This is a genomic window from Pseudomonas sp. BAY1663, assembly GCF_000582595.1.
Taxonomy (GTDB): domain Bacteria; phylum Pseudomonadota; class Gammaproteobacteria; order Pseudomonadales; family Pseudomonadaceae; genus Stutzerimonas; species Stutzerimonas stutzeri_AF.
Map to the genome: position 1 here is coordinate 43459 of NZ_AZSV01000015.1, position 26705 is coordinate 70163.

The following is a 26705-nucleotide window of genomic DNA, read 5'->3' on the forward strand; positions in this document are numbered from 1 at the left end:
GTCACTCGGCCGCTTTCGGCGCGCTGCGCCGGCGACTGCCTCCGCGCCGGCGCTTGCGCGGCGCGCCGTCGGCTCCGTCCTTGCTGCCGAGGTTGCGGATCATGTTGCGCCGTTCGCTGTCGCTGGCTTCCTGGTAGTCGGTCCACCAGTCGCCCAGGCCGTGGGTCTTCTCGCCGGCGCTTTCGCGCAGCAGCAGGAAGTCGTAGCCGGCGCGGAAGCGCGGGTTCTCCAGCAACTGGTCGGCGCGGCGGCCTGGCGGCGTGGCAGGCGTTCCTGCATGTCCCAGATCTCGCGCATGGGGATGGTGAAGCGCTTGGGGATCGCGGTGCGCTGGCACTGTTCCCAGATGATGTCGTGCGCCGCTTCCTGCATTGCCGGGATCGGCGGCATGCCGCGGTCCTGCAGCTCCAGCACACGGGCCGGCAGGGCGGGCCAGAGCAATGCGGCGAAGAGGAAAGCCGGGGTCACCGGCTTGCCCTGGGCGATGCGCTGGTCGGTGTTGGCCAGCGCGTTGCGGATCAGCGTGCCGGCGTATTGCGGGTTGCGCTCCAGCGCGGCGGCGCTGGCCGGGAACAGTGGGGCGAACAGGTCGTATTCGAGCAGCAGTTCGAAGGTGCGCTCGGCCTTGCCGCCGAGGAACAGCTTGAGCGTTTCGTCGAACAGCCGTGCGGAGGGGATGCCGTTGAGCAGTTCGGCCAGCTCGGCGATGGGTTCGGCGCTGTGGCGCTCGATCTCGAAGTCGAGCTTGGCGGCGAAACGCACGGCGCGCAGCATGCGCACCGGGTCTTCCTGGTAGCGCTGCTCGGGATCGCCGATCAGGCGGATCAGGCGGTTGCGGATGTCGTGCACGCCATGGGTATGGTCGAGGATGCGTTCGCTGGTCGGGTCGTAGTACAGCGCGTTGATGGTGAAGTCTCGGCGCTGGGCGTCGTCGTCCAGGGTGCCGTAGACGTTGTCGCGCAGAATCCGCCCGCTCTCGTTGCGCGAGGCCAGGTGACTGGCGTCCTCGTCGTCTTCTTCCGGGTGGTTGGCGCGGAAGGTGGCGACCTCGATGATTTCCCGGCCGAAGTGTACGTGCACCAGCTTGAAGCGCCGACCGATCACCCGCGCGTTGCGGAATTCGGCGCGCACCTGCTCGGGAGTGGCGCTGGTGGCGACGTCGTAGTCCTTGGGGTTCAGCTCGAGCAGCAGGTCGCGCACGCAGCCGCCGACCACGTAGGCCTCGTAGCCCGCCTGCTGCAGGCGCTCGACGACGCTGACCGCATGCCGGCTGATCTCGTTGCGGTGCAGGGAGTGCTGCCGGCTGGAGAGTATTTCCGGTGTGCGGCGGGGGTGCGGGATGCGGCGCAGAGGCAGACGAAAAGACTGGAACAGCTTTTTCAGCATTGGGGGGCACTGTGTGGCGGAATGACGGGGCGGTGTCGCGAATGCCGCGAAACCTGCGGGGATTCTAGCACCGGGAGCGCTGGATGGTGAACGAAGCGTGGGAAGGTGTCAAAAAGCACGATGCATGCCTGGCCAGGCGGATGCCTCGCGGGGTATCTGGACGGCGGTGTCTGCGTTAAGTGTTGGGGTGCGCGTAGGGTGGGTAGGAGCCAGCTTGCTGGCGATACGCCGTATGCACCGCCACTGGTCGCCAGCAAGTCGGCTCCTACGCGTGTGATCGGTAGAGCAGGTGGGTGAGTGCAAGAAGGGCAGATGCCAATCGTCTGCCTGCGGCTGCCTGGGTCAAGCGCTGAAAGCACTGAGGGGAGCCGAAGCTCCCCTCTGAATGATGTCGCGTGCTTTTGTTGTTATTGGTATCCAGGCGGTGCTGTTCTTGTTGTTCGCCTGTTCCCTTCAGCTACCGCCGTCGGGAGCGCTCCTACACCGGGAGCCAAGAGCAAACGGATTTCTTTGGTCGCTGACGTTGCGGTGATCTTTCGATCCAACCAGTACGGGCCCTGCTCGATGCAGTTTTTATTGTTCTCGGCCTGGTCTTGGGGCGAACCCCTTTGCACGTCCTCTCCAAAAGAATCAGTTAGCTGCGCCTCCGCCTTCTTGTCGTTGTTCTGCTGGAGTCGTTACGTCTTGTTCTTATTGTGGGGCTGCTTGTTATTGTTGTTGTTCCGAATAAGTAAGCAGGTGCCGTGCCAGTTTTATAAAATCCTTTTATTTCAATGCTTTGATGGTTTTCGGGTGTGCGCTTGAGAAGAAAAAACCGGGCCATCGTTACCGATGATCCCGGTTTTTGTTACGGCGTATGTGCAGGCGGTAACAGTCTTCAGCCCGCCGTGGTGCTGGATTTGCGCCGCGGGATGCCCAGGCGCTGGCGGCGCTCCCACAGGCATTTGCGGCTGATGCCGAGCTTGCGCGCCAGTTCGGTCTCGGTCATGTGGTCCTGGTGCTCGAGCACGAAATGCTGGAAGTAGTCCTCCAGTGAAAGGTCTTCGGTCGGCTCGTTGCTGGTGGCTGCGCCATGCAGCGTGCCGAGGGGCTCGTCGAATTCCTCGTCCAGGCCGTCCAGCTCGATGTCGATGCCCAGCAGGTCGGCATCGATTTCCTGGCTCTCGCTGAGGATCGCCGCGCGTTCGATGGCGTTCTCCAGTTCGCGGACGTTGCCCGGCCAGTGGTAGTGACGGATGGCCTGTTCGGCATCACGGGAGAAGTGCAACTCGCCACTGTTCATCCGCTCGCCCTGGCGGGCGAGGAAAGCCTTGGCGATTTCCACCACGTCGTTGCCGCGCTCGCGCAGCGGCGGCAACCTGAGCGCGATGACGTGCAGGCGGTAGTAGAGATCCTCGCGGAACTGGCCGGTCTTGGCCAGGGTTTTCAGGTCGCGGTGGGTGGCGGCGATCAGGCGCACGTCGACCTTCTGCGACTGCACCGAGCCGACCCGGCGGATTTCGCCTTCCTGCAATACGCGCAGCAGGCGCGCCTGGGCTTCGAGCGGCAGCTCGCCGATCTCGTCGAGGAACAGCGTGCCGCCATCGGCCGCTTCGACCAGGCCGGCGCGGCCGGCGCTGGCGCCGGTGAAGGCGCCTTCTCGTGGCCGAACAGTTCGGATTCGATCAGGGTTTCCGGGATCGCCGCGCAGTTCACCGAGATCATCGGCGCCTTGGCGCGGCGCGACAGGTTGTGCAGCGCGCGGGCGACCAGTTCCTTGCCGGTGCCCGACTCGCCCTGGATCAGCACGTTGGAGTCGGTGGGCGCCACCTTGCGGATCTTGCCGAACAGGTCCTGCATCGGTGGGCAGTGGCCGATGATGCCGATGTCGCCCTGTTCCGCGCCCGTGGCCGCCTGGCCGGTGCTGCGGGCCGGCTGCTGCGGTGCTTCGGCCTGCTGGCGGTCGCTGAGGATGCGGGCCACGGTCTGCAGCATTTCGTCGTGGTCGAACGGTTTGGCGATGTAGTCCACCGCGCCCATCTTCATCGAGTCCACCGCCGAGCGCAGGCTGGCGTAGCTGGTCATGATCAGCACCGGCGTACCCTCGGCGAGCTTGATCAGTTCGGTGCCCGGGGCGCCCGGGAGCCGCAGGTCGCTGACGATGAGATCGAAACCCGGAATGCTGAAGCGTTCCTGCGCTTCCTGCACCGAACCGGCTTCGCTGACCTCGTACTGGTTGCGTTCGAGGAGGCGCCGCAGGGCGGAGCGGATGATGGTTTCGTCTTCGACGATCAGAATGTGTGACATCAGTACTCTCTCGACGGTCTGGAGGCAGAACCGGCCAGGGGCCGGTACGGCATTCGCCTCTTCAACTTACGGCATGTGACGCTTCGACATGCCGCGGCAGGGTGATGCGAAAACGGGTGCCGCGTTGTGTTTCCGGGTCGACCGGGCTGTCGATATCGATCTGGCCATAATGCTCTTCAACGATCGAATAGACCAGCGCGAGGCCCAGGCCGGTGCCTTCGCCGGGGTCCTTGGTGGTGAAGAACGGCTCGAACAGCCGGCCCTGGACCTCCTTGGGAATACCGCTGCCCTCGTCCTCGACGATCAGATAGACGGTCTGCTCGGCGATTTCGCTGCGGATGCGGATCACCCCGCCCGGCGGCGAGGCGTCGCGGGCATTGGATAGCAGGTTGATCAGTACCTGCGCCAGCCGTTGCGGATCGCCTTCGGCCAGATGCTGCGGATCGCACTGGTTGAGGAAGCGCACCTCGGTGCGGTTGCGGTTGAGCGAGAGCAGGGCGATGGCCTCCTGGGTGACCTGCGCCAGGCTCACCGGGTACAGGCGCTGCTGGCGTTCGCCGGCATGGGCGAAGTTCATCAGCGACTGGACGATACGCGACACACGCTTGGTCTGCTCGATGAGCTGGGCGCTGATCTCGCCGATCTCCTCGTCCGACTCGCGCTCGTCGCGCAGGTTCTGCGCCAGGCAGGCGATGCCGGTGATCGGGTTGCCGATCTCGTGGGCGACGCCGGCGGCCAGGCGGCCGATGCTGGCCAGGCGCTCGGAGTGCACCAGGCGGTCTTCCAGCTCCTGTGTTTCGGTGAGGTCCTCGACCAGCAGCACCAGGCCGCTGTTGCCCGGCGCCAGCGGCTCGGCGATCGCTGCCTTGTGCAGGTTGAGGCAGCGGCGGTGGCCATGGAGCGTCAGGCGCTGCTTGTGCAGGTGCTCGTCGGGCTGCTGGATGAAGTCCATCAACAGGCTCTTCCATGGCTCGGCGATGGTCGACAGGCGCGAACCGACCACCTGCAGTGCGGGGATTTCGGTGAGCTCCTCGAGCGCGCGGTTCCACATGAGGATTTCCTGGTCCTTGGCCAGCGAGCAGACGCCCATGGGCAGCTCCTGCAGGGTCTGGCGGTGGTAGCGGCGCAGCGCATCGAGTTCGGCGGCCAGGCCGGTCAGGCGCGAGTGGTACTCCTCCAGGCGGCTCTCGATGAAGTGGATGTCCTCGGTGATGTAGCCCTCGGCGCCGTTCTTGTAGGGAAGGAAGTTCTCGACGATGTCCTGGGCCACGCTGGGCCCCATCAGCCGGAGAGGTTGGCCTCGATGCGGTCGCGCAGGCGGCGCAGGGCGTAGGGGCGGTGTTCGTCGAACGGCAGCTGCAGGTCGCGCAGGGCCTGCTCCACTTCGCGCTGGGCGGTCTTGGCGCCCAACGGCTTGGCCAGCTGGGTGGCGAATTCCTGCGGCGAGGCGGCCATCAGTTCGCGGCGCTGCGGGCGACGCACGTTCTCCACGGCGCAGGCTTCGGCGGCGCTCTGCTCCTCGGGGCTGGTCTCGGTGAACAGCGAGAACAGCGAGAAGGCCAGCACGTTGACCGCCAGCGAGGCGATCGCCGCCAGGTGCCAGCTGGTGTCGTCGAGCACGTAGACGACGTTGAACAGCGGGATGTAGAAACCGTCCAGGTTGCCCACCAGCGGCAGCAGCATGGTCATCACCCAGACGCCGATGCCGGCCAGCAGCCCGGCGATGTAGCCGCGGCGGTTGGCGGTCGGCCAGTACAATACCGAGAGCACGCCGGGCAGGAACTGCAGGGTGGCGACGAAGGCGACGATGCCCAGGTTGGACAGGTCCTGCTCGGCGCCGAGCAGCAGGTAGAAGCCGTAGCCGGCCATGATGATGGCGAGGATCAGACTGCGCCGCGTCCACTTCAGCCAGCGGTAGATGTTGCCCTCGCTGGACGGCTGGTAGAGCGGCAGCACCAGATGGTTGAGCGCCATGCCGGACAGCGCCAGGGTGCTGACGATGATCAGCCGCTGGAGGCCGAGAGGCCGCCGACGAAGGCCAGCAGCGCCAGGGGTTCGCTCTGCGCGGTGAGCCCGAGGCCGAGGGTGAAGTATTCCGGATTGGTGCTGACGCCGAGCTTGAGCCCGGCCCAGAGGATCAGCGGCACGGCCAGGCTCATCAGCAGCAGGTACAGCGGCAGGCCCCAGCTGGCGCTGACCAGGCCGCGCGGGTTGAGGTTCTCGGTGAAGGTCATGTGATACATGTGCGGCATGACGATCGCCGAGGCGAAGAACACCAGCAGCAGGGTGCGCCACGGGCCTTCCTGCAGCGGCGTGTGCAGGGCCTGCAGCGCCGACTGGTTCTGTAGCAGCCAGATCTCCAGCTGGTGCGGGCCGCCGAACACCACGTACAGCGCATAGAGGCCGATGGCGCCGAAGGTCGCCAGCTTGACGATCGACTCGAAGGCGATGGCGAACACCAGCCCTCGTGCTTCTCGCGGGTGGCGATGTGGCGGGAGCCGAAGAGGATGGTGAACAGCATGATCATCAGGCAGTAGCCCAGCGCCACGCGCTCCTGCAGCGGCTCCAGGGTGAGGATGCCGATGGCGTCGGCCACCGCCTGGATCTGCAGGGCCAGCAGCGGCAGCATGCCGATCAGCATGACCACGGTGGTCAGCGCGCCGCTCCAGGTGCTGCGGAAGCGGAAGGCCACCAGGTCGGCCAGCGACGACAGCTGGTAGGTGCGGGTGATGCGCAGGATCGGGTAGAGCAGCACCGGCGCCAGCAGGAAGGCGCCGCAGACGCCGAGGTAGGTGGCGAGGAAGCCGTAGCCGTACTGGTAGGCCAGGCCCACCGTGCCGTAGAAGGCCCAGGCGCTGGCGTAGACGCCGAGCGACAGGGTGTAGGTCAGCGGGTGGCGGATGATCCAGCGCGGGATCAGCCCGCGCTCGCTGACCCAGGCGACGCCGAACAGCATGAACAGGTAGGCGGCGCTGATCAGGATCAGGTGGCTGAGGCTAAAGCTCGTCTGCATCGCGCTGGCTCTGGAGGATGAAGGTCACCACGATCAGGATCAGCCACAGCAGGTAGGGCCGGTACCAGGCCCCGTTGGGGTCGATCCACCAGTCCATGATGGCCGGGGAGAACAGATAGATCCCCACCACCAGGAGCAGCACCAGTCGGTAGATGTACATGCCGGATCTCGTATCGGAAGTGAGGCGATGGTAAAGGAAGCGGCTTGAAGCTTGAAGCCGAAAGCCTGGAGCTCCAGCGCTCGCGGCGAATTGTGAGGGATTTTCTAATCCCTTGGGTGGGACTTTCACGCCGTGATGTAGGAGCAGGCATGGCCTGCTCCTACAAGGCGTGTGTGCGACTGAATCCTGCTTCGCTTCCAGCTTCCAATCTTCAGCGCAACTGTGCCTCGGCCAGCGTCGGCGTGCGTGGAATGAGCGCGGCATCCCAGTGCGTGACGGCCCACTGGAGGATTTCGGCGGGCAGTGCGCCAGCCAGCTCGGCGGTTGGCCGCTGACCGAGCGCGCGCAGGGCGCGCAGCAGCAGCGGGCTGGCCTCGTGGGCTGGCAGCGGTGGCGAGCGATAGCGCTTGCCCAGCTTGTGGCCGTCCGGCTGGATGATCAGCGGCAGGTGCAGGTAGCGCGGCCGTGGCAGGCCGAGCAGTTCCTGCAGGTAGAGCTGGCGCGGGGTGGAGTCGAGCAGGTCGGCGCCGCGCACCACGTCGGTGACGCCCTGCCAGGCGTCGTCGAGGACCACCGCCAGCTGGTAGGCGATCAGCCCGTCGCGGCGGCGGATGACGAAGTCGCCGACTTCGCGGCCCAGGTGCTGGCGGAACTCGCCCTGCACGCGGTCGACGAAACCGTATTCGCGCTCCGGCACGCGCAGGCGGATCGCGGCATTGTCGAGGCTGTGCCGGGCATCGCGGCAGAAACCGGGGTAGGGGCCGGGATGACCCTCGAGCTGTTTGCGCGAACAGGTGCAGGCATAGGCCAGGCCCTCGTCCAGCAGCCGCGTGATGGCCGCATCGTAGACGGCATGGCGTTCGCTCTGGCGGAGCATCTCGCCATCCCAGTCGAAGCCGTAGCGTTGCAGCGTCTCGAAGATCGCCCGCTGCGCGCCGGGTACTTCCCGCGGCGGGTCGAGGTCCTCCATGCGCAGCAGCCAGCGGCCACCGGCGGCGCGGGCATCGAGATAGGAGGCGAGGGCGGCGACCAGCGAGCCGAAGTGCAGGTAGCCGCTGGGGGTGGGGGCGAAGCGGCCGACATAACGCTCGGGCCGGGGTGAAGGCGAAGAAGGCATGCGGCGGCTCGGTCAGGGCTGGCGAGGCGCGATAGGGCTGGCACGGAAGCCGGAAACGAAGCGGGGCGCCGCAGCGCCCCGTCCGGGATCAGGAACCGATCTGTTTTTCCTTGATCTCCGCCAGCGTCTTGCAGTCGATGCACAGCGTGGCGGTGGGACGTGCTTCCAGGCGGCGGATGCCGATCTCGACACCGCAGGAATCGCACCAGCCGTATTCGTTGTCTTCGATCAGCTGCAGCGTCTCGTCGATCTTCTTGATCAGCTTGCGCTCGCGGTCACGGGCACGCAGTTCCAGGCTGAACTCTTCTTCCTGGCTGGCGCGGTCGGCCGGATCGGGGAAGTTGGCCGCTTCGTCCTGCATGTGGTGCACGGTACGGTCGACTTCCTCCATCAACTCCTGCTTCCACTTGTTCAGGATGCCGGTGAAGTGGGCGCGCATCTTGTCGCTCATGTATTCCTCGCCCGGGCTTTCCTTGTAGGGCTCGAAGGCGCGAATCAGTTGCTTGCTCGATGGTGTTTCTTTGGTAATGGGCATGGATGAACGCCTCTCGCTATGTCCATTGCGCAGGATGATTTGTCCCTTGCCGACCCGTGCCGGCCCTGCGGCTGCAAGCGGGCGAACTTACCAGATCGGATCGGGGTGCGCTACTCCCGAATCCAACTGTAGCTGCCGCGGTCTGGGGACCTTGGGTAGAATTCACGTTTTGTCCTCAACAGGAAGGTCAGATGACCTCGTCGTACAGCGCGCGTAGCCGCGCAATCGAACCTTTTCATGTCATGGCGCTGTTGGAACGGGCCAGCCAGTTGCAAGTTCAAGGCCATGACGTCATTCATCTGGAAATCGGCGAACCGGACTTCACCACGGCCGCGCCCATCGTCGCCGCCGGGCAGGCGGCACTGGCGGCCGGCCATACCCGCTACACGCCCGCCCGCGGCCTGCCGCAGCTGCGCGAGGCGATCGCCGGTTTCTATGGACAGCGCTATCGGCTGTCTATTGACCCCGAGCGCATCCTGATTACTCCCGGCGGCTCCGGCGCGCTGCTGCTTGCCTCCAGCCTGCTGGTGGACCCGGGCAAGCACTGGCTGCTGGCGGACCCCGGCTACCCCTGCAACCGCCATTTCCTGCGCCTGGTCGAAGGCGCCGCGCAATTGGTGCCGGTCGGCCCCGAGGTGCGCTACCAACTGACTCCCGAACTGATCGAGCGCCACTGGGACAAGCACAGCGTCGGTGCGCTGGTCGCCTCGCCGGCCAATCCGACCGGCACGCTGCTCGAGCGCGATGAGCTGGCCGGGCTCTCGGCCGCGCTGAAGCGGCGCGGCGGGCACCTGGTGGTGGACGAGATCTACCACGGCCTGACCTACGGCACCGACGCGGCCAGCGTGCTGGAGGTGGATGACGAGGCCTTCGTGCTCAACAGCTTCTCCAAGTATTTCGGCATGACCGGCTGGCGCCTCGGCTGGCTGGTGGCGCCGCCGAACGCGGTGCCGGAGCTGGAAAAGCTGGCGCAGAATCTCTATATCAGCGCGCCGAGCATGGCCCAGCACGCGGCGCTGGCCTGCTTCGAGCCGGCGACCCTGGAGATTCTCGAGGCCCGCCGTGCCGAGTTCGCCCGTCGCCGCGACTTCCTGCTGCCGGCCTTGCGCGAGCTGGGTTTCAGCATTGCGGTCGAACCGCAGGGGGCGTTCTACCTGTATGCCGACATCGCCACCTTCGGCGGCGATGCCTATGCGTTCTGCCGGCACATGCTGGAGACCGAGTTCGTCGCGATCACCCCGGGGCTGGATTTCGGCCGCCACCAGGCCGGGCACCACGTGCGTTTCGCCTACACCCAGGATCTGCCGCGCCTGGAGCAGGCCGTCGAGCGCATCGCCCGCGGCCTGCAGCGCTGGCAGCCCTGATGCGCTTCGCCAAGCCGCTGGAGCGGGGGCGCCTGGTGCGGCGCTACAAGCGCTTTCTCGCCGATATCGTCACTGAGCAAGGCGAGGAGCTGTGCATCCATTGCCCCAACACCGGCTCGATGCTCAACTGCATGGGCGAGGGCGCGCAGGTCTGGTTCCAGCGCAGCAACGATCCCAAGCGCAAGTTGCCCGGAACCTGGGAGCTGGTGGAGACGCCGCAGGGACGGTTGGCCTGCGTGAACACCGCGCGCGCCAACCCGTTGGTGGAGGAGGCGCTGCTGAGCGGCTCGATAGCCGAGCTGGCCGGTTTCACCACGCTCAAGCGCGAAGTGGCCTATGGCCTGGAGAACAGCCGGGTGGATTTTCGCCTCGACTATGCCGGCGGTGCGGCCCTCGTCGAGGTCAAGAGCGTCACCCTCGGCTTCGCCGACAGCGCGGTGGCGGCCTTCCCCGATGCGGTGACCGCACGGGGCGCGCGGCATCTGCGCGAGCTGGCGGCGCTGGCGCGTAGCGGTACGCGCGCGGTGCAGCTGTATTGCGTGAATCTTTCCGGTATCGAGGCGGTGCGCCCGGCCAGCGAGATCGACCCGCTCTACGCCGCGGCATTGCGCGATGCGCGGGCGGCTGGCGTGGAACTGCTGGCCTATGCCGCCGAGTTGTCGCCGGAGGAAATCCGGCTGAACCGCCCGCTGCCGGTGCTCCTCTGAGCGACGCGTATCTCACTCGGGGGAAAAAAATTCGCCGGATGCGTCGGTTTTGGGGAACAAAGTGCGATCTGTCTGGCCTCAACGTGGCTGGAAAAAACATCCCCGAGCGTGCCGGCGGGCTCTGTTCCGCCGCTTGGCGCGGTGTCGACGAGTGAACCGGCGGGGTTCGGTGACGTGCCCTGCGGTGCGGCGAGCGGTTGCTGATGCAGCTCCCGGATACCTGCTGGCAGACTAATTCCGGGCAATCGCCTCACGTGCGGAGCCCTCGATGAGGCTACAAAGAATGCGAATCCTCGTAAGCGGTGCGGGCGGTCAGGTCGGCCGCGAAGTGGTCGAGCGGGCTGCCGACTTCGGCCTGGACGCGCTGGCGGCGACCCGTGAACAGCTGGATATCTCCAACTGCGAGCAGGTCGCCGAAATCATGCGCCAGCGGCCGGGGCTGATCATCAATGCCGCCGCCTATACCCATGTCGACAATGCCGAGACCCACGCCGCGCAGGCCTATGCGGTCAACCGCGATGGCGCGCGCAACCTGGCCGAGGCGGCGGCACACGCTGGCATCCCGTTGCTGCACATCTCTACCGATTACGTGTTCTCCGGGGAGGCCGGCGTACCCTATCGCGAGACCGACGCCACCGGCCCGACCGGCGTCTACGGCGCCAGCAAGCTGGCCGGTGAGGACGCGATCCGTGCCTGCCTGGAAGCGCACCTGATCCTGCGTACCAGCTGGGTGTATGGCGTGTACGGGCATAACTTCGTCAAGACCATGCTGCGTCTGGGGCGCCAGCGCGATGCGCTCGGCGTGGTGAGCGACCAGTTCGGCTGCCCGACCCAGGCCGGGAGCATCGCCACGGTACTGCTGACACTGGCCAGCCGCTATGCCCGCGACGGGCGCCTCGATTGGGGGCTGTATCACTACAGCGGTAGCCCGTCGTGTTCCTGGTACGACTTCGCGGTGGAGATCTTCCGCCAGGGCGAGGCCATGGGGCTGCTGAACAGGCAACCGCAGGTCTCGCCGATCCTGACCTCGCAGTATCCGACGCCGGCCCGGCGCCCGGCCTGGTCGGTGCTCGACGGCAGCCGTTTCGAGACGACGTTCGGCCTGGCGCCACGGCCTTGGCGGGACGATCTCGCCGAGGTGCTCGCCGCGCTCGGTGGGCAGGCGTCGCCCCAGGCCGCACCGGGACGGTTCTTCCGCGCCTGAGGCCGGCGGCGGCTGTCCGGGGCCGCCGTGCGCAGCCCGGTTTGCCGGTGTATCCTTGCGCCCCCGCGCGCACCGTGCGGGTAGGCGCGGGGTCGGCATTCGGGAGGGCAGGCGGCATGGTGGTGGTTCAGGCGATCCTGCCGATCTTCGGTCTGATCATGCTCGGCTATCTGCTCGGCTGGCGGCAATGGCTGACCGGCGAAGGCACGGTCGGCCTGGCCAACGTGACCTTCAAGCTGTTCATGCCGGCGGTGCTGTTCACCGGTATCGCCCGCGCCGAGCTGAGCGACGGCATGTCGCCGATGCTCCTGCTGGCCTACTTCGGGCCGGTGCTGCTGGTCTTCGTGCTGGTCAACCTGGTCGCTCAGCGCCTGCGTGGCCGGGTAACGCCGCTGGGCCTGGCCGCCGCCTATTCGAACAACGTGCTGGTCGGCATTCCGCTGGTGGCGACGCTGCTGGGGGCGCAGAGCCTGGTCTACGTGTTCGCCATCCTGGTCTTCCACAGCCTGGTGCTGTTCTCGCTGCAGAGTTTCTATGCGGCCTTCGGCGCTGCCGACAAGGTCAGCGTGCCGGCGTTGCTGAAGAACCTGGCCAACCCGCTGATCGTCGGCCTGCTGCTCGGTGCGCTGCTCAACCTGTCCGGCGTCCAGCTGCCGGAGCCGTTCTGGCGCCTGGCCGGTTGGCTGGCACAGGCGGCGCTGCCCTGCGCATTGCTGCTGCTGGGCGTCAGCCTGTCGCGCTATCGGCTGCGGCCCGGAGGCGTGGTGCTGGCGCTGACCGTGGTCAAGCTCGGGCTGTTTCCGCTGCTGGTATGGTGGTTCAGCGGCTGGTTGCCGGGGCTCAGCCACGCGGCCCGTAGCGTGCTGGTGCTGCTCGCGGCCTGCCCCAGCGGGGTGAACGTGTTGGCGTTCGTCAGGCATCCCGACGATACCCGGCCGGTCAGTTCGACGGTATTTCTCTCCACGGTGCTGGCCGCTGTCAGCTTGCCGCTGTGGATGCTGTTGATCGGCTGATGTGCCTGGCGGATGTGCCTGGCGGATGCGCCGTCCGGGCGGGACGAACGCCGCCGGGAGGAGGCTGTCACAAAATCACAGCCTTGGGAAAACGGGAGAGAGCAGCATGCTGAAATTCATCGGTGGAACCGCAGGCGTCATCTTCATCATCGGCCTGATCGTGGTGATCGGCATTTTCAAGCTGCTGTTCTGAGCGGGCAGGGCACAGCATCCGGGCGGCCGGCGGCCACCCGATTTCCAGCCGTCATTCCCCGGTTTTGCGCTCGTGCGCGGGGGTCGCCATGATGTCCTCCAGGCGCAGGCCGGTCAGGCCGTGGATGGTGCGCCAGAGGTAGAAGAAGATCGCCATCATCATCAGCATGCTGGGGATGGCGATCATCGGATAGCTGAGCAGGTTCATGCGGCCCAGTTCGGCATTGAAGGCCTCGCTGCCGGCGGGGCTGTTGACGATCCACTTGGCCAGCACGTAGTTCATGAACGAGGAGAAGAAGAAGGTGCCGCTGAGCAGGTAGGTCGCCCGCGACAGGCGTGTCTCGAAATGCTCGACCTGGCCGTTGCGCTCCAGCTGCTCGTGGATCTTGTCGACGTTGAGCACCTTCGGGTTGTAGAGCAGGGTACGGATCAGCGGGTAGCGGGTGCGCGTCGAGGCGAGCACGGCGATGCCGATGATCCCCGGTACCGCCGCTTCCTTGATCGCCAGCCACTGGGTATCCAGATGCAACAGGCCGATGCCGCCGGTGAGCAGGACGCTGATCAGCCCGAGCAGGGCGATCCAGTTGAACTTGCGGTACTTGGCCAGTTCCCACAGGCCCCAGCCCAGCGGGAAGGCCAGGGCCAGCAGCAGGGCGCCGTCGGCCCCCAGGCGCTGCTCGCCACTGAGCTTCATCAGGATCAGCGAGGGAATCAGGATACTTACGGCAAGATCGATCAGCGGGCGTGGTTTGTGTTCGGCGTGGGTATGGGCAGCTTCGGTCATGTCATCGGTTTGGCTTTGAGAGGGCTGCATGATCGCCCGTGTGCGGCATCTTCGCCATAGGCAGTTCGTCGGGATGAGCGCTCGGCGGGCTTCCGGCCGGTTGGCGCGGCCTCAACTGCGCCTGGCCGCCCACTGACCATACTCGAATACCGCGACCACCAGCATCGCCAGCGCAAAGGGCAGCAGTAGGTAAAGGCCGCGGAACACGATCAGCGCGGCCAGCACATCGACGGTCGGCACCTCCGGCAGGGCGGCGAGGAAGGTCACCTCCAGCACGCCCAAGCCACCGGGGGCATGCGAGAGCAGCGCCAGCGTGAAGGAGACGAGGAACACGCCGAGCACCGTCAGGTAGCCGGGATGGTGCCCGGCCGGCAAGGCGAAATGGATGATCGCCGCGGCGCAGAGCAATTCCAGCGGGCCGGCGAGCAGCTGCCGGGCGACGATCGCCAGACGCGGATAGGCGATGTGCCATTTGCCCAGGCGCCAGGACGGCAGCTGGCGCCAGGCACCGAATGCGTACAGGCCGATGAGCGCAAGCAGCGTCGTGCCGATCGTGGCGGAGAGCCAGGACGGGGCGTCGACCAGCTGCGGTTGCAGGAGCAGCACGAGGCTGGCGGCCAGCAGGGTGCCGAGGGCAAAGGTCAGCGAGCAGAAGATGATGAGAATGCCGATTTCCTGCGGCGTCAGTCCCTTGCTGCGATACGCCCGGTAACGCACCAGCGCGCCGGAGAACACCGAGGCGCCGATATTGTGCGCCAGGGCATAGGTGGTGAACGAGCACAGCGCGATGAACCACCAGGACATCGACTTGCCCAGGTGCGCCATCGCGATGCGGTCGTACCAGGCCAGGGCGGTATAGGCACCGAGCGCGGCCAGTCCGGCCAGCAGCCAGTGAGCGATGCCGATGGCCCGCAGGCTGTCGGCCAGCTCGGCGAGGGAGATGTTGCGCACCTCCTGATACAGCAGATAACCGGACAGCAGCACTGCCGTGGCCCCGATCAGGTCCAGGCGACATCGCTCCTTTTCATCATCCACGGCTCCTTGCTTGGGCTGGGTTTGTCTCAGCGCCTGTGCAGGCGCTGCGACCACGGGCGAGCCACAGCCAGGCTGAAAACCTCCGCGTGTTTCGGGCTGTACAGATAATCGGCAGCGGGCGGGCGATTTTGTTCAGTTTCGGGGCCAGGTCTGGCCGGCAGGCCCGCCGCTCATGCACGGAACTCCATGGTCCTGGTCGCGCTGGGGCGCAGGCGGGATCCGGGAAGGGCAGGGGCGTATGCGGGGCAAGCGCTGAGGATCTGGGTGGCGGGCAACCGCTATCAGCCGGCGCTACCGCACGCTGTGCCGGCCCCGGCGGATCAATCGACGCTCTCGGCCTGCTTGATCCGTACCCAATGGTCGATCAGCTCGCGCAACTGCGACAGCTCGACCGGCTTGGCCATGTGCCCGTCCATGCCAGCCTCGCGCGCGCGTTCGCGGTGCTCGCTGAGGATGTGTGCGGTCAGCGCCACCACCGGGGTCCGCGGGCGGGCCGTCGCCGCTTCCCACTCGCGCAGCTGGCGGGTGGCATGGAAGCCGTCGAGGACCGGCATCTCGCAATCCATCAGCACCAGGTCGTAGGGCTTGGTCTTGATCGCCGCCAGCGCCTCTTCGCCGTTGCTGGCGGTGTCCGGCTGCAGGTTCAGCTTGTTCAGCATGCCGCGGATGACCTTGGTCGAAATGCTGTTGTCCTCGGCCACCAGAATGCGAAAGTCATCCGGAATCTCCTGCGTCGCCAGCGGCTGCGGTGCGGCCGCCGGGCGTGGCTGCAGGCCCTGCTGCCGGTGGGCCATCTCGTCGGCGAGCGTGGTCTTGAGCGTATAGCCGGCCACCGGTTTGGCGAGGATGCGCTTGATGCCGGCGTTGCGCGCGATGATCTTGCTCGGCGCGCTGCTCATGCCGGTCAGCATGATCAGCAGGATGTCGTGGTTGAGGCTGAAATCTTCCTTGATCTTGCTCGCCAGTTGCATGCCGGTCATGCCCGGCATGTCCTGGTCGAGCAGGACGACGTCGAAATATTCCTTGAGGTGGGCCTTGGTCCTGAGCAATGCCAGCGCCTCCTTGCCGGAGGCCACGGCGCTGACCTCCAGCCCCCAGCCGCTGCACTGCTGGACCAGCACCTTGCGGCAGGTGTCGTTGTCGTCGACGATCAAGAGCCGGGTGCCTGCAGCGGGCCGTCCAGGTCGGGATTGTGCTGCGCCAGGCCTTCGCTGGCCAGCGGCAGGCTGATCCACAGGGTATTGCCCTGGGTCGCGCCGGTCTGGATGCCGAAGTCGCCGTCCATCAGCTGCACCAGCTGGCGGGCGATGATCAGGCCCAGGCGCCCGCCGTGGCGCGTGGCGGCGAGGAAGTCATGGCTGTCCACCGCGGCGTTGAGCAGCGCATCGCGCTCGTAGGCCTCCAGCGGGCGTCCGCTGTCCTGCACGGTGATGCGCAGGCGCGGGTTGTCCAGCGGGCCATCGACGGCGGCGATCAGCAGCACCTCGCCTTCGTCGGTCTGCTTGAAGGCGTTTTCCAGCAGATTGAGCAGCGCCTGGCGCAAGCGCGTCGGGTCGCCGGCGACCACCTGCGGCAGCTGCGGCTGGATGAAGCTGATCAACTCGACCTTCTGCTGCTCGGCCTTGGCGCGGAAGATGCCGAGGCAGTCCTCGATCAGCGCATTGAGATCGAACTGCACGTCGTCGAGCTCGATCTGCCCGGACTCCAGCTTGGAGATATCGAGAATCTCGTTGATCAGGTTGAGCAGCTCGTTGCCGGAACTGTGGATGGTCTGCACGTAGTCGCGCTGCTTGGCCGACAGCGAAGTGCCGAGCAGCAGTTCGCTCATGCCCAGTACGCCGTTCATAGGGGTGCGCAGCTCGTGACTGATCTTCGACAGGAAGTCGGCCTTGGTCTTCAGTTCGGCGCTGCTCACCGCTTCGGCGGTGTACTGGGTGCGGCTGTCGGACTGCAGCTGGCGCTGGCGCTCGAGCAGGGCGAAGCTGAGCATCAGGCCACCAAGGGTCGCCAGGCTGAACAGCCCGCCGGTCAGCCAGCCCGGGTCGAGCTGGTCGAAGCCGAGCAGCATGGGCATGAAGAACACCATGCCGGCATTGAACAGCGTCAGCCCGGCGCCGACCAGACGTGCCGGCCGATAACCGTGCCGCCAGTGGCACAGGGCGACGAACAGGGCGCTGAACGCCGTCAGCAGTACCAGCGAGTAGATCAGCCAGCTGTACCACAACCACTGGCCGAGCAGGACGCTGCCAGCCAGTGCCAGCGCCAGGTTGAATTCGATACCCAGCAGCCAGGTGAGCCAGGTGTGCCGGCGGTGGTGGAAGAAGCCCAGGGTGAAGCCGAGCAAGGCCATGCTGGCGCCCAGCGCCGACAGGTCGGCGATCAGCGGCTGGCTGTAGGTCAACCCGGGAATCCATACCGCCAGTACGCCGAGATTGGCCATTGCGCAGCTCAGCAGCGCACCGTGCAGCAGGCTCAGCCAGATGTGGGTGTAGCTGAGGGTGTAGGCGAAGCGCAGCAGGTTGTAGACCATCAGCAGGGCCAGCGCGCCGAACAGCGCGCCGAACAGGTAGGCGGGCTTGGTCTGGCTGACCAGCCCACTGTCGTCGATGGTCTTGAACCAGGTCATCATCGGATGGCTGGACTGCAGGCGGATGTAGGCTTCCCGCGGCTGCCCGTCATTGGGCAGGCTGAACAGGTAGGCCCGGTTGGGCAGGGGGCGTGTACTCAGCGGGCGCTGCTCGCCGGTCGCGGTGTGCTGCACCAGCTGGCCGCCATGCAGCAGGTAGAAGTCGAGATACTGTACCCGCGGGGCGAACAGCCAGAGCCACTTGGGCTTGGTCAGAGGCGGCAGGCTGACCTGCAGCCAGACGGCCCGGTTGCTGGGCGGAGCGCTGTAGGCGAGTTTTTCCAGGCGCTGGAACAGCGAGCGCTGGGCCAGTACTTCATCGAGGGTCAGGCGGCCGGACTGGTCGATCAGCATCCGCCAGTTCTGCGGAGCGGAATCGGCTTCGGCGAGCGGGGCGATGGGCGGCGACGATTGGCCAACGGACGCCTGGGCCGACAGCGGGATCAGGTTGATCAGCAGCAGGCCGAAGATGAAAGCTATGGCGATCCGGAGCCGACCCACGAGAGAAGTCCGTTCAAGTGTGTGACGGCGGATTATAGCCATGCCGCCGCCGGGCTGTAATGCGTGCCGCGGCGATAAAACTTGCCGCCGCACGCATTCCTGACACGGCCTGTGCTCAGCGTTCGCCCTGCTCGCGGGCAATGGCGCGATAGCCGATGTCCTTGCGGTAGAAACAGCCGTTCCAGCGGATCTTCTCCGCCAGGCGATAGGCCTGCTGCTGGGCGTCGGAGACACTGGCGCCGATGGCGGTGGCGCAGAGCACGCGGCCACCAGCGGTCACCACCTGGCCGTCGGCATTCAGCGCGGTGCCGGCATGGAACACCTTGCCGTCGAGTTGCGCGGCGGCGTCCAGCCCCTCGATCACGTCGCCCTTGGCATAGTCACCGGGATAGCCGCCGGCGGCCAGCACCACGCCGACGGTCGGGCGCGGGTCCCAGGTCGCTTCGACCTTGTCCAGTGCCTTGGCCAATGCGGCCTCGACCAGCAGCACCAGGCTGGATTCCAGGCGACACATGATCGGCTGGGTTTCCGGGTCGCCGAAACGGCAGTTGAACTCGATGACCTTGGGCGCGCCGGCCTTGTCGATCATCAGCCCGGCGTAGAGGAAGCCGGTGTAGACGTTGCCTTCGGCGGCCATGCCGCGCACGGTCGGGTAGATCACCTCGTCCATCACCCGCTGGTGCACCTCGGCGGTGACCACCGGGGCCGGCGAGTAGGCGCCCATGCCGCCGGTATTGGGGCCGCTGTCGCCGTCGCCGACGCGCTTGTGGTCCTGGCTGGTGGCCATCGGCAGCACGTTCTCGCCGTCGACCATGACGATGAAGCTGGCCTCTTCACCATCCAGAAATTCTTCGATGACCACGCGCGCGCCGGCATCGCCGAAGGCATTGCCCGACAGCATGTCGCGTACCGCGTCTCCGGCTTCGGCCAGGGTCATGGCGACGATCACGCCCTTGCCGGCGGCCAGGCCGTCGGCCTTGATGACGATCGGTGCGCCTTTCTCGCGCAGGTAGGCCAGCGCCGGCTCGACTTCGGTGAAGTTGCGGTAGTCGGCGGTGGGGATAGCGTGGCGAGCGAGGAAATCCTTGGTGAAGGCCTTGGAGCCTTCCAACTGGGCAGCGGCGGCGGTGGGGCCGAAGATGTCCAGGCCGCGACTGCGGAACAGATCGACCACACCCTTCACCAGCGGCGCTTCCGGGCCGACGATGGTCAACTGCACGTTCTTCTCGGCAAAATCGGCCAACTGCTCGATGGCCAACACGTCGATGGCGACGTTCTCGCACTTGGCCTCGGTGGCGGTGCCGGCATTGCCCGGGGCGACGAAGACCTTGGCGACGCGTGGGTCCTGCGCCACTTTCCAGGCCAGGGCGTGCTCGCGGCCGCCGCTGCCGATGATCAGTACGTTCATGGGATTCTCCTGTAGGAGGCGGGCCTGCGGCCCGTTTGGTGGATAGAAAAAGCGCTATCCACCTACGAAATAGGGCTGGAGTAGGGTGGATGGCCGAAGCCATCCACCAGCCAATCAATGGCGGAAGTGACGCATACCCGTGAACACCATCGCGATTCCGGCCTCGTCGGCGGCGGCGATGACTTCCTCGTCGCGCATCGAACCACCGGGCTGGATCACCGCGGTGATGCCGGCCTTGGCGGCGTTGTCGATACCGTCGCGGAAGGGGAAGAAGGCGTCCGAGGCCATCACCGCGCCGGGTACCGCCAGACCGGCGTGCTCGGCCTTGATCGCGGCGATACGCGCGGAGTTGACGCGGCTCATCTGGCCGGCGCCGACACCGACGGTCTGGCGGTTCTTGGCATAGACGATGGCGTTGGACTTGACGAACTTGGCCACTTTCCAGGCGAAGATCAGGTCGTGGATCTCCTGCTCGGTGGGCGCACGACGGGTGACGATCTTGAGGTCCGCCTCGGTGATCATGCCGATGTCGCGGCTCTGGATCAGCAGGCCGCCGTTGACGCGCTTGTAGTCCCAGCCCGGGCTGCGCTCGGCCGGCCATTCACCGCATTCCAGCAGGCGCACATTGGCCTTGCTGGCGACCACGTCGCGGGCGGCCTGGGAAACCTTGGGCGCGATGATCACTTCGACGAACTGGCGCTCGACGATGGCCTGGGCGGTCTCGCCGTCCAGCTCGCGGTTGAAGGCGATGATGCCGCCGAAGGCGGATTCGCTATCGGTGGCGTAGGCCAGGTCGTAGGCCTTGCGGATGCCGCCCTCGTCTTCCGGGACCACGGCCACGCCGCACGGGTTGGCGTGCTTGACGATGACGCAGGCTGGTTTGACGAAGCTTTTCACGCACTCCAGCGCGGCATCGGTATCGGCGACGTTGTTGAACGAGAGCTCCTTGCCCTGCAGCTGCTTGGCGGTGGCGACGCAGGCTTCTTCCGGCTTCTCGACATAGAAGGCCGCCTGCTGGTGCGGGTTCTCGCCGTAGCGCATGTCCTGCGCCTTGATGAACTGCATGTTGTAGGTGCGCGGGAACAGGCTGCGGCCCTCGGTGGTGAGGGTTTCAGCGGCCTGGTCGATACCGCCCAGGTAGTTGGCGATCATGCCGTCGTAGGCGGCGGTGTGCTCGAAGGCCTTGAGCGCCAGGTCGAAGCGCTGGGCGTAGGTCAGGCCACCGCTCTTCAGGTTCGCGACCACGCCGGCGTAGTCATCGGCATTGACCACGATGGCGACGTCCTTGTGGTTCTTCGCCGCGCTGCGGACCATGGTCGGGCCGCCGATGTCGATGTTCTCGATGGCGTCGGGCAGTGTGCAGCCCGGCTTGGCCACGGTGGCGGCGAACGGGTAGAGGTTGACTGCGACCAGGTCGATCGGCCGGATGCCATGCTCGCTCATCACCGCACCGTCCAGGTCACGCCGGCCGAGGATGCCGCCATGGATCTTCGGGTGCAGGGTCTTCACCCGGCCATCCATCATTTCCGGGAAGCCGGTGTAGTCGGCGACCTCCACGGCGGCGATACCGTTCTCGCTCAGCAGCTTGAAAGTGCCGCCGGTGGAGAGGATCTCGACGCCGAGGGCGGCGAGTTCACGGGCGAAATCGACGACGCCGGTCTTGTCGGACACGCTGATCAGCGCACGGCGGACGGGAAGGCGGGTGGTTTGGTCGGTCATTGACGTTTCCTAGGGCTACAGGCTTGAGGCGACAGGTCCCAGGCCGGGGCGGCCTGCCGCCTCAAGCCTGCAACCTGCCACCGCTTTTCAGAGCAGATCGTACTGTTTGAGTTTCTTGCGCAGGGTGCCGCGGTTCAGGCCCAGCAATTCCGAGGCCTTGGTCTGGTTGCCCTTGACGTAGTGCATCACCGTTTCCAGCAGCGGCGCTTCCACTTCGGAGAGCACGAGGTTGTAAACGTCCGTGACGTCGGCACCTTCGAGCCGGGCGAAATAGTTGTGCAGCGCTTTCTCGACGCTGCCGCGCAGCGTCTGGCCTGCTTCGCTCGGCGTGTTCAGGTGCTGCTTCAGGTTCACGTTGTCACTCACGGATGTCGTTCCACTTACCAATGTTTCATTCAACAGCGTCATGCGGCCACCTCTGTTCCATCCACCGAGCCGGGCCCCGAGCGTTGTTCGGCGAAGAATTGCCGAATGCTGGAGCCCTGTGCATCCCTGTCTTCCAGATGATTGAAACGGGCGCGAAACTCCCGTGCACCCGGCAATGTGGCGAGATACCAACCCACATGCTTGCGGGCGATGCGCACGCCCATCACCTCGCCATAGAACTCGTGCAGTGCCTGCAGATGCTGCAACAGGATAGTCTCGACCTCTTCCAGCGTCGCGGCCGGCAGCAGCTCGCCAGTGCGCAGATAATGCTCCACTTCGCGGAAGATCCACGGGCGACCCTGCGCCGCACGGCCGATCAGCAGGCCGTCGGCCCCCGTGGCCCGCAACACCTGGCGGGCTTTCTGCGGCGAATCGATATCACCGTTGGCGAACACCGGGATCGACACCGCCTGCTTGATCGCGGCGATGGTGTCGTATTCGGCATCGCCGGTGTACAGATCGGCCCGGGTCCGCCCATGCACCGCGAGGGCGGCGATCCCCGACTGTTCGGCGATGCGGGCGATGCGGACGCCATTCCTGTTCTGCCGGTCCCAGCCGGTACGGATCTTCAGCGTCACCGGTACGTCCACCGCGGCCACCACCGCCTCGAGAATCTCGCCGACCAGGCGCTCGTCGCGCATCAGGGCGGAACCCGCGGCCTTGTTGCAGACCTTCTTCGCCGGACAGCCCATGTTGATGTCGATGATCTGTGCGCCCAGCTCCACGTTGCGCCGGGCGGCCTCGGCGAGCATCTCGGGATCGCCACCGGCGATCTGCACCGAACGCGGTTCCGGCTCGCCGGCATGCGGCAGGCGCAGACGCGACTTGCGACTGTTCCACAGACGCACGTCGCTGGTGAGCATTTCCGAGACCACCAGGGCCGCGCCGAAGCGGCGGCACAACTGGCGGAACGGCTGATCGGTCACGCCGGCCATGGGCGCGAGGATCAACCGGTTGGTCAAGGTGTAAGGGCCGATGCGTACCGCTGACATGAAGATTCCCTGCCTGGAGCCTGCTTGCTAGGTCGATCGGGACTGCAAAAAAGGGTGGGCATAATACCCGCTCCGCATGACGGGTTAAAGGTTGTTTTGAACAAATTCTGAACAGCGGCCAGCTTATCGCCAGGAGTTTGCAAGCCATGGCGGACGCCATCACGGGCGTCGCATGATGCGCTTTCAGGCCAGGGATGGCTTTGGGTTATTCCGGCGAATGGAAGCTCAGGCTGTAATTGACCGCCTTGGCGCCCGGATCGAGGATGTCCAGCGCGATGTGGATCGGTACCTGCGGCGGCATCTGGGCCTGCCCCGCCAGCTCGCCGGAAAGGTATTCGCCGGGCTTGAAGCTGCGGCTGGCCAGCAGCTTGCCATTGATGTCGGCGAAGCGAATCTCCAGCAGCGGGAAAGGCTGGGCGAAGGCCGCGCGGTTGTAGAGGATCGCATCGACCACCAGCGCCCCGCTGAACTCGGGATGGCTGCGCACCACCAGGTTGCTGCTGCGGATCTGGTCGATGTCGACCAGCGACGGCAGCTTGCAGCCGAGTGTCGGGCAGATGCGCTCGAACCAGGGGCGGTATTGCGCCTGGCGCGACAGTTCGTCGTAGTTGTAGGCCACGTACTGGGCGCCGAGCGCGAGCAGGGCCAGGAGATTCAGCGCGCCCCAGCCGAGCCAGCGCCCCCAGGGTTTCTTGCGCTGTTGCCAGTCCAGTTGCAGCGGCTCGTCTTCGAGTTCGAACAGCGGTTCGTCACGCAGGGCGGGTTCCTGGCGAGGGGGCGAGGAGATTGCCGGTGGAATGTCGAAGTCCGGTTCGATGCGTTCGGTCTGCGCCTGCTGCGCCTTGGCGCTCGCCAATGGCCTGGTGCTCGTCGCGAGCGGGCTGGGGGGCTGCGGTGCGGCCTCGGTTACCGGCGTGAAGCTGATCGGCTCCGGCTCCCCTCCAGCGTCCGGCTTGGTCGCGGAGTCAGTGTCCTGCGCTTCGGCGTCGAGCAGCGTCTCGGCCCAGCTTTCGTCATGGATGCGTTCTTCTTCCGGCCGCGTATCGAGCAGGCGCGTGGCTGGGCTGGAGGCATTCTGCAATTCGAGAAAATCGCGCGACAGCTCGAGCTCCTGGCGCTCGAGCTTGGCCAGTTCCTCGTCGAGGTCGAGGCTGTCCAGGTCGAGATCGTCGTGAATCCACAGGGTTTCGTCGGCCTCGAGCGCCGGCCGCACCGGCTCGGCGGGGGCGGCCGGCGGCAAGGGAGGCTCTACGGCCCGGGGCGGTGCCGGGTCGGCCAGCGCTTGCGTCGGGTCGAGATCATCACGCAGCAGCTGGCGAGCCGCATTGAACACTTCCATGCAGGCGCCGCAGCGCACGGTGCCATGCGCGGCGCGAAGCTGGCTGCGGCTGACGCGAAAACGGGTGCTGCAATGAGGGCATTGGGTGATGAAGCTGGTCATGCGCGATTCCGCGGGGAAAGTGCCGGCTAGTCTAGCGCATGCCTACCGCCCAGCGGCAGTGACGCCGCTGTCGTTGTGAGCGGTGGGCTGCGCCCGCATGTCGCTCAACGCCGGCGTACGCCGCTGATGCGTACCCAGCCGTCCTTGATGGCGGTCGGGTCGAGTTCGAAGGCCTCGTCGTAGGCGGCGCGGACCTCTTCGGCCTGTTCGGCGAGAATCCCGGACAACGCCAGCCGGCCGCCGGGCTTGACCAGTGCGCCGATGCGCGGTGCAAGGGACACCAGCGGCCCGGCGAGAATGTTGGCGACCACCACGTCGGCGGGCTCCTGCGGCAGTTGTTCGGGCAGATGGAGTGCGAAGCGTTCGGCGGCGATGCCGTTGCGTTCGGCATTGTCGCGCGAGGCCTCCAGCGCCTGGCTGTCGATGTCGGTGCCGACGGCGTGCTCGGCGCCCAGCAGCAGGCCGGCGATGGCGAGAATCCCCGAGCCGCAGCCGAAGTCCAGCAGGGACTGGCCCTCGAGATGCTGGGCGTCCAGCCATTCGAGGCAGAGCGCGGTGGTCGGGTGCGTGCCGGTGCCGAAGGCCAGTCCCGGGTCGAGCAGCAGGTTGACCGCGTCGGGCTCGGGGGCGGCATGCCAGCTGGGCACGATCCACAGGCGGCGACCGAAGCGCATCGGCTGGAAGTTGTCCATCCAGCTGCGTTCCCAGTCCTGGTCCTCGACCTGCTCGACCTGGTGTTCCGGCAGCTCGGTGCCGCGTAGCAGCTGCAGGTGGGCGAGCAGGGCGTCGGGGTCGGTATCGGCTTCGAACAGCGCCAGCAGATGGGTATGCGACCACAGCGGGGTGGTGCCCAGATCCGGTTCGAAGATCGGCTGGTCTTCGGCGTCCATGAAGGTCACGGAGACCGCGCCGAGGTCCAGCAGCTGGTCTTCCAGCGCTTCGGCCTGTTCGGGGGTGATGGCGAGTCGGATCTGCAGCCAGGACATGGGAGACTCCCTTCGGGAGCAGCTTCAAGCTTCAGGCCTCAAGCCGCATGAATAAAAAAGAAGGAGCGGCCGAGGCCGCTCCAGAGGTGTGCATCATATGCTTGCAGCTTGCAGCTTGCAGCTTGCAGCTTGCAGCTTGCAGCTTAGTGCTTGTCCATACCCAGTTTCTTTTCCAGGTAGTGGATGTTCACGCCGCCCTTGCAGAAGCCTGCGTCGCGCACCAGGTCGCGGTGCAGCGGGGCGTTGGTCTTGATGCCGTCGACGATCAGCTCGTCCAGGGCATTGCGCATGCGGCCCATGGCTTCGTCGCGGTCGGCGCCGAAGGTGATCAGCTTGCCGATCAGCGAATCGTAGTGCGGCGGTACCGCATAGCCGTCGTACAGGTGCGAATCGACGCGCACGCCGTTGCCGCCCGGGGCGTGGAAGTGCTTCACCTTGCCCGGGCTGGGCATGAAGGTGCGCGGGTCTTCGGCGTTGATGCGGCATTCGATGGCGTGGCCGCGAATCTCCACGTCTTTCTGCTTGATCGCCAGCTTCTCGCCGCCGCCGATGCGCAGCATCTCCTTGACGATGTCGATACCGGTGACCATCTCGGTGACCGGGTGCTCGACCTGCACGCGGGTGTTCATCTCGATGAAGTAGAAGTTGCCGTCTTCATAGAGGAACTCGAAGGTACCGGCACCGCGGTAGCCGATGTCGATGCAGGCCTGCACGCAGTGGGCCTGGACCTTGCGGCGAGCCTCTTCGTCGATCAGCGGGGCAGGGGCTTCCTCGATGACCTTCTGGTGGCGGCGCTGCAGCGAGCAGTCGCGGTCGCCCAGGTGGATGGCGTTGCCCTGGCCGTCGGCCAGCACCTGGATCTCCACGTGGCGTGGGTTGACCAGGAACTTCTCCAGGTAAACCATCGGGTTGCCGAAGGCGGCGCCGGCTTCGGTGCGGGTCAGCTTGGCCGAGGCGATCAGGTCCTCTTCCTTGTGCACCACGCGCATGCCGCGACCACCGCCGCCGCCGGCGGCCTTGATGATCACCGGATAGCCCACTTCGCGGGCGATCTGCAGCGCTTTCTGCTCGTCTTCCGGCAGCGGGCCGTCGGAGCCGGGTACGGTCGGCACGCCGGCCTTCTTCATGGCGTCCTTGGCCGAGACCTTGTCGCCCATCAGGCGGATCACGTCGGCGGTCGGGCCGATGAAGGTGAAGCCGGATTTCTCCACCTGTTCGGCGAAGTCGGCGTTCTCGGCGAGGAAGCCGTAGCCGGGGTGGATGCCGTCGGCGCCGGTCACCTCGGCGGCGGCGATGATGGCCGGGATGCTCAGGTAGGACTGGGCGGAAGAGGCCGGGCCGATGCACACGGACTCGTCGGCCAGCGACACGTGCATCAGGTCACGGTCGGCAGTGGAGTGCACAGCCACGGTCTTGATGCCCAGTTCCTTGCAGGCGCGCAGGACGCGAAGGGCGATCTCACCGCGGTTGGCGATCAGTACTTTTTCCAACATCGCTGGCTCTCCGCGGTTCAAACGATGGTGAACAGCGGCTGGTCGAATTCGACCGGCTGACCATTCTCCACCAGGATGGATTCGATGGTGCCGCTGGTTTCGGCCTCGATGTGGTTCATCATCTTCATGGCTTCGACGATGCAGAGGATGTCGCCCTTCTTCACGGTCTGGCCGACGTCGACGAAGGCCTTGGCTTCCGGCGAGGAGGCGCGGTAGAAGGTGCCGACCATCGGCGAGCGGACCACGGTGCCGTTCAGCTTGGGTGCGGCCGGGGCCGCGTCGGCAGCCGGCGCGGCAGCTGCGGCGGGGGGCCGGAG

17 protein-coding genes and 5 pseudogenes are annotated in these 26705 nt (G+C 66.1%); 5 read left to right on the top strand and 17 right to left on the bottom strand.

What is annotated here, in order from left to right; translation table 11 throughout:
* Position 1: 1 nt before the first annotated feature.
* The 6 genes and pseudogenes from BAY1663_RS06900 to dksA all read right to left on the bottom strand — a co-directional run bounded on the left by BAY1663_RS06900 (position 2) and on the right by dksA (position 8497).
* Positions 2-1314: pseudogene (locus tag BAY1663_RS06900) on the bottom strand (polynucleotide adenylyltransferase PcnB).
* A gap of 949 nt (positions 1315-2263) precedes the next feature.
* Positions 2264-3672: pseudogene (locus tag BAY1663_RS06905) on the bottom strand (sigma-54-dependent transcriptional regulator).
* Positions 3673-3733: 61 nt separating this feature from the next.
* Positions 3734-6685: pseudogene (locus BAY1663_RS06910) on the bottom strand (ATP-binding protein).
* Positions 6669-6845, bottom strand: a complete 177-nt coding sequence (locus BAY1663_RS06915; protein WP_003095129.1) for a hypothetical protein — start codon at positions 6843-6845, stop codon at positions 6669-6671. The pseudogene BAY1663_RS06910 and the gene BAY1663_RS06915 overlap by 17 nt, the downstream one beginning before the upstream one ends.
* Positions 6846-7056: 211 nt before the next feature.
* On the bottom strand, positions 7057-7962 hold the full coding sequence (gluQRS, locus tag BAY1663_RS06920; protein ID WP_037038906.1) for a tRNA glutamyl-Q(34) synthetase GluQRS: 906 nt from the start codon (positions 7960-7962) through the stop codon (positions 7057-7059).
* 88 nt (positions 7963-8050) lie between these two features.
* Entirely contained in the window at positions 8051-8497 is a 447-nt protein-coding gene (dksA, locus tag BAY1663_RS06925) for an RNA polymerase-binding protein DksA (protein WP_037038908.1), read from the bottom strand.
* Positions 8498-8688: 191 nt separating this feature from the next.
* On the opposite strand from dksA, the gene BAY1663_RS06930 reads away from it, so the two are divergent.
* The 5 genes from BAY1663_RS06930 (at position 8689) to BAY1663_RS24425 (ending at position 12978) form a co-directional block, all read left to right on the top strand.
* Complete coding sequence (locus BAY1663_RS06930) at positions 8689-9861, top strand: pyridoxal phosphate-dependent aminotransferase (RefSeq protein ID WP_037038912.1); 1173 nt, start codon at positions 8689-8691, stop codon at positions 9859-9861.
* A complete protein-coding gene (sfsA, locus tag BAY1663_RS06935; protein ID WP_037038914.1) occupies positions 9861-10568 on the top strand; it encodes a DNA/RNA nuclease SfsA in 708 nt (235 codons plus the stop codon). The genes BAY1663_RS06930 and sfsA overlap by 1 nt, the downstream gene beginning before the upstream one ends.
* Positions 10569-10851: 283 nt before the next feature.
* A complete protein-coding gene (gene rfbD, locus BAY1663_RS06940; protein WP_037038915.1) occupies positions 10852-11772 on the top strand; it encodes a dTDP-4-dehydrorhamnose reductase in 921 nt (306 codons plus the stop codon).
* A 116-nt stretch (positions 11773-11888) separates the two neighbouring features.
* Positions 11889-12785 carry an AEC family transporter gene (locus tag BAY1663_RS06945; RefSeq protein ID WP_037038917.1) on the top strand — a complete coding sequence of 299 codons (897 nt, stop codon included), beginning with the start codon at positions 11889-11891 and terminating at the stop codon, positions 12783-12785.
* A gap of 25 nt (positions 12786-12810) precedes the next feature.
* Positions 12811-12978, top strand: a complete 168-nt coding sequence (locus BAY1663_RS24425; protein ID WP_164838435.1) for a hypothetical protein — start codon at positions 12811-12813, stop codon at positions 12976-12978.
* 51 nt (positions 12979-13029) lie between these two features.
* Here BAY1663_RS24425 and BAY1663_RS06950 read toward each other — a convergent pair whose 3' ends face one another.
* From BAY1663_RS06950 to accB, 11 genes and pseudogenes are all read right to left on the bottom strand, one after another.
* Positions 13030-13761, bottom strand: a complete 732-nt coding sequence (locus tag BAY1663_RS06950; protein WP_256046215.1) for a VC0807 family protein — start codon at positions 13759-13761, stop codon at positions 13030-13032.
* Positions 13762-13872: 111 nt separating this feature from the next.
* Positions 13873-14792, bottom strand: a pseudogene (locus BAY1663_RS06955) (YbhN family protein).
* A 324-nt stretch (positions 14793-15116) separates the two neighbouring features.
* A pseudogene (locus BAY1663_RS06960) lies at positions 15117-17923 on the bottom strand (response regulator).
* A gap of 115 nt (positions 17924-18038) precedes the next feature.
* Positions 18039-19331, bottom strand: coding sequence for a phosphoribosylamine--glycine ligase (gene purD, locus BAY1663_RS06965; RefSeq protein WP_037038922.1), 1293 nt, complete (start codon positions 19329-19331; stop codon positions 18039-18041).
* 114 nt (positions 19332-19445) lie between these two features.
* A complete protein-coding gene (purH, locus tag BAY1663_RS06970; protein ID WP_037038925.1) occupies positions 19446-21050 on the bottom strand; it encodes a bifunctional phosphoribosylaminoimidazolecarboxamide formyltransferase/IMP cyclohydrolase in 1605 nt (534 codons plus the stop codon).
* Between the two features lie 87 nt (positions 21051-21137).
* The gene (fis, locus tag BAY1663_RS06975) at positions 21138-21458 is read right to left on the bottom strand and encodes a DNA-binding transcriptional regulator Fis (protein WP_003279911.1); all 321 of its coding nucleotides are present in this window, start codon (positions 21456-21458) and stop codon (positions 21138-21140) included.
* On the bottom strand, positions 21455-22468 hold the full coding sequence (dusB, locus tag BAY1663_RS06980; RefSeq protein WP_037038928.1) for a tRNA dihydrouridine synthase DusB: 1014 nt from the start codon (positions 22466-22468) through the stop codon (positions 21455-21457). The genes fis and dusB overlap by 4 nt, the downstream gene beginning before the upstream one ends.
* Before the next feature lie 205 nt (positions 22469-22673).
* On the bottom strand, positions 22674-23909 hold the full coding sequence (locus tag BAY1663_RS06985) for a DUF3426 domain-containing protein (RefSeq protein ID WP_037038941.1): 1236 nt from the start codon (positions 23907-23909) through the stop codon (positions 22674-22676).
* Between the two features lie 104 nt (positions 23910-24013).
* Complete coding sequence (gene prmA, locus BAY1663_RS06990) at positions 24014-24895, bottom strand: 50S ribosomal protein L11 methyltransferase (RefSeq protein WP_037038943.1); 882 nt, start codon at positions 24893-24895, stop codon at positions 24014-24016.
* A gap of 143 nt (positions 24896-25038) precedes the next feature.
* Complete coding sequence (gene accC / locus BAY1663_RS06995; protein WP_037038946.1) at positions 25039-26388, bottom strand: acetyl-CoA carboxylase biotin carboxylase subunit; 1350 nt, start codon at positions 26386-26388, stop codon at positions 25039-25041.
* Between the two features lie 17 nt (positions 26389-26405).
* The coding region (accB, locus tag BAY1663_RS07000) for an acetyl-CoA carboxylase biotin carboxyl carrier protein (protein ID WP_037038948.1) at positions 26406-26705 on the bottom strand (300 nt) is incomplete at its 5' end.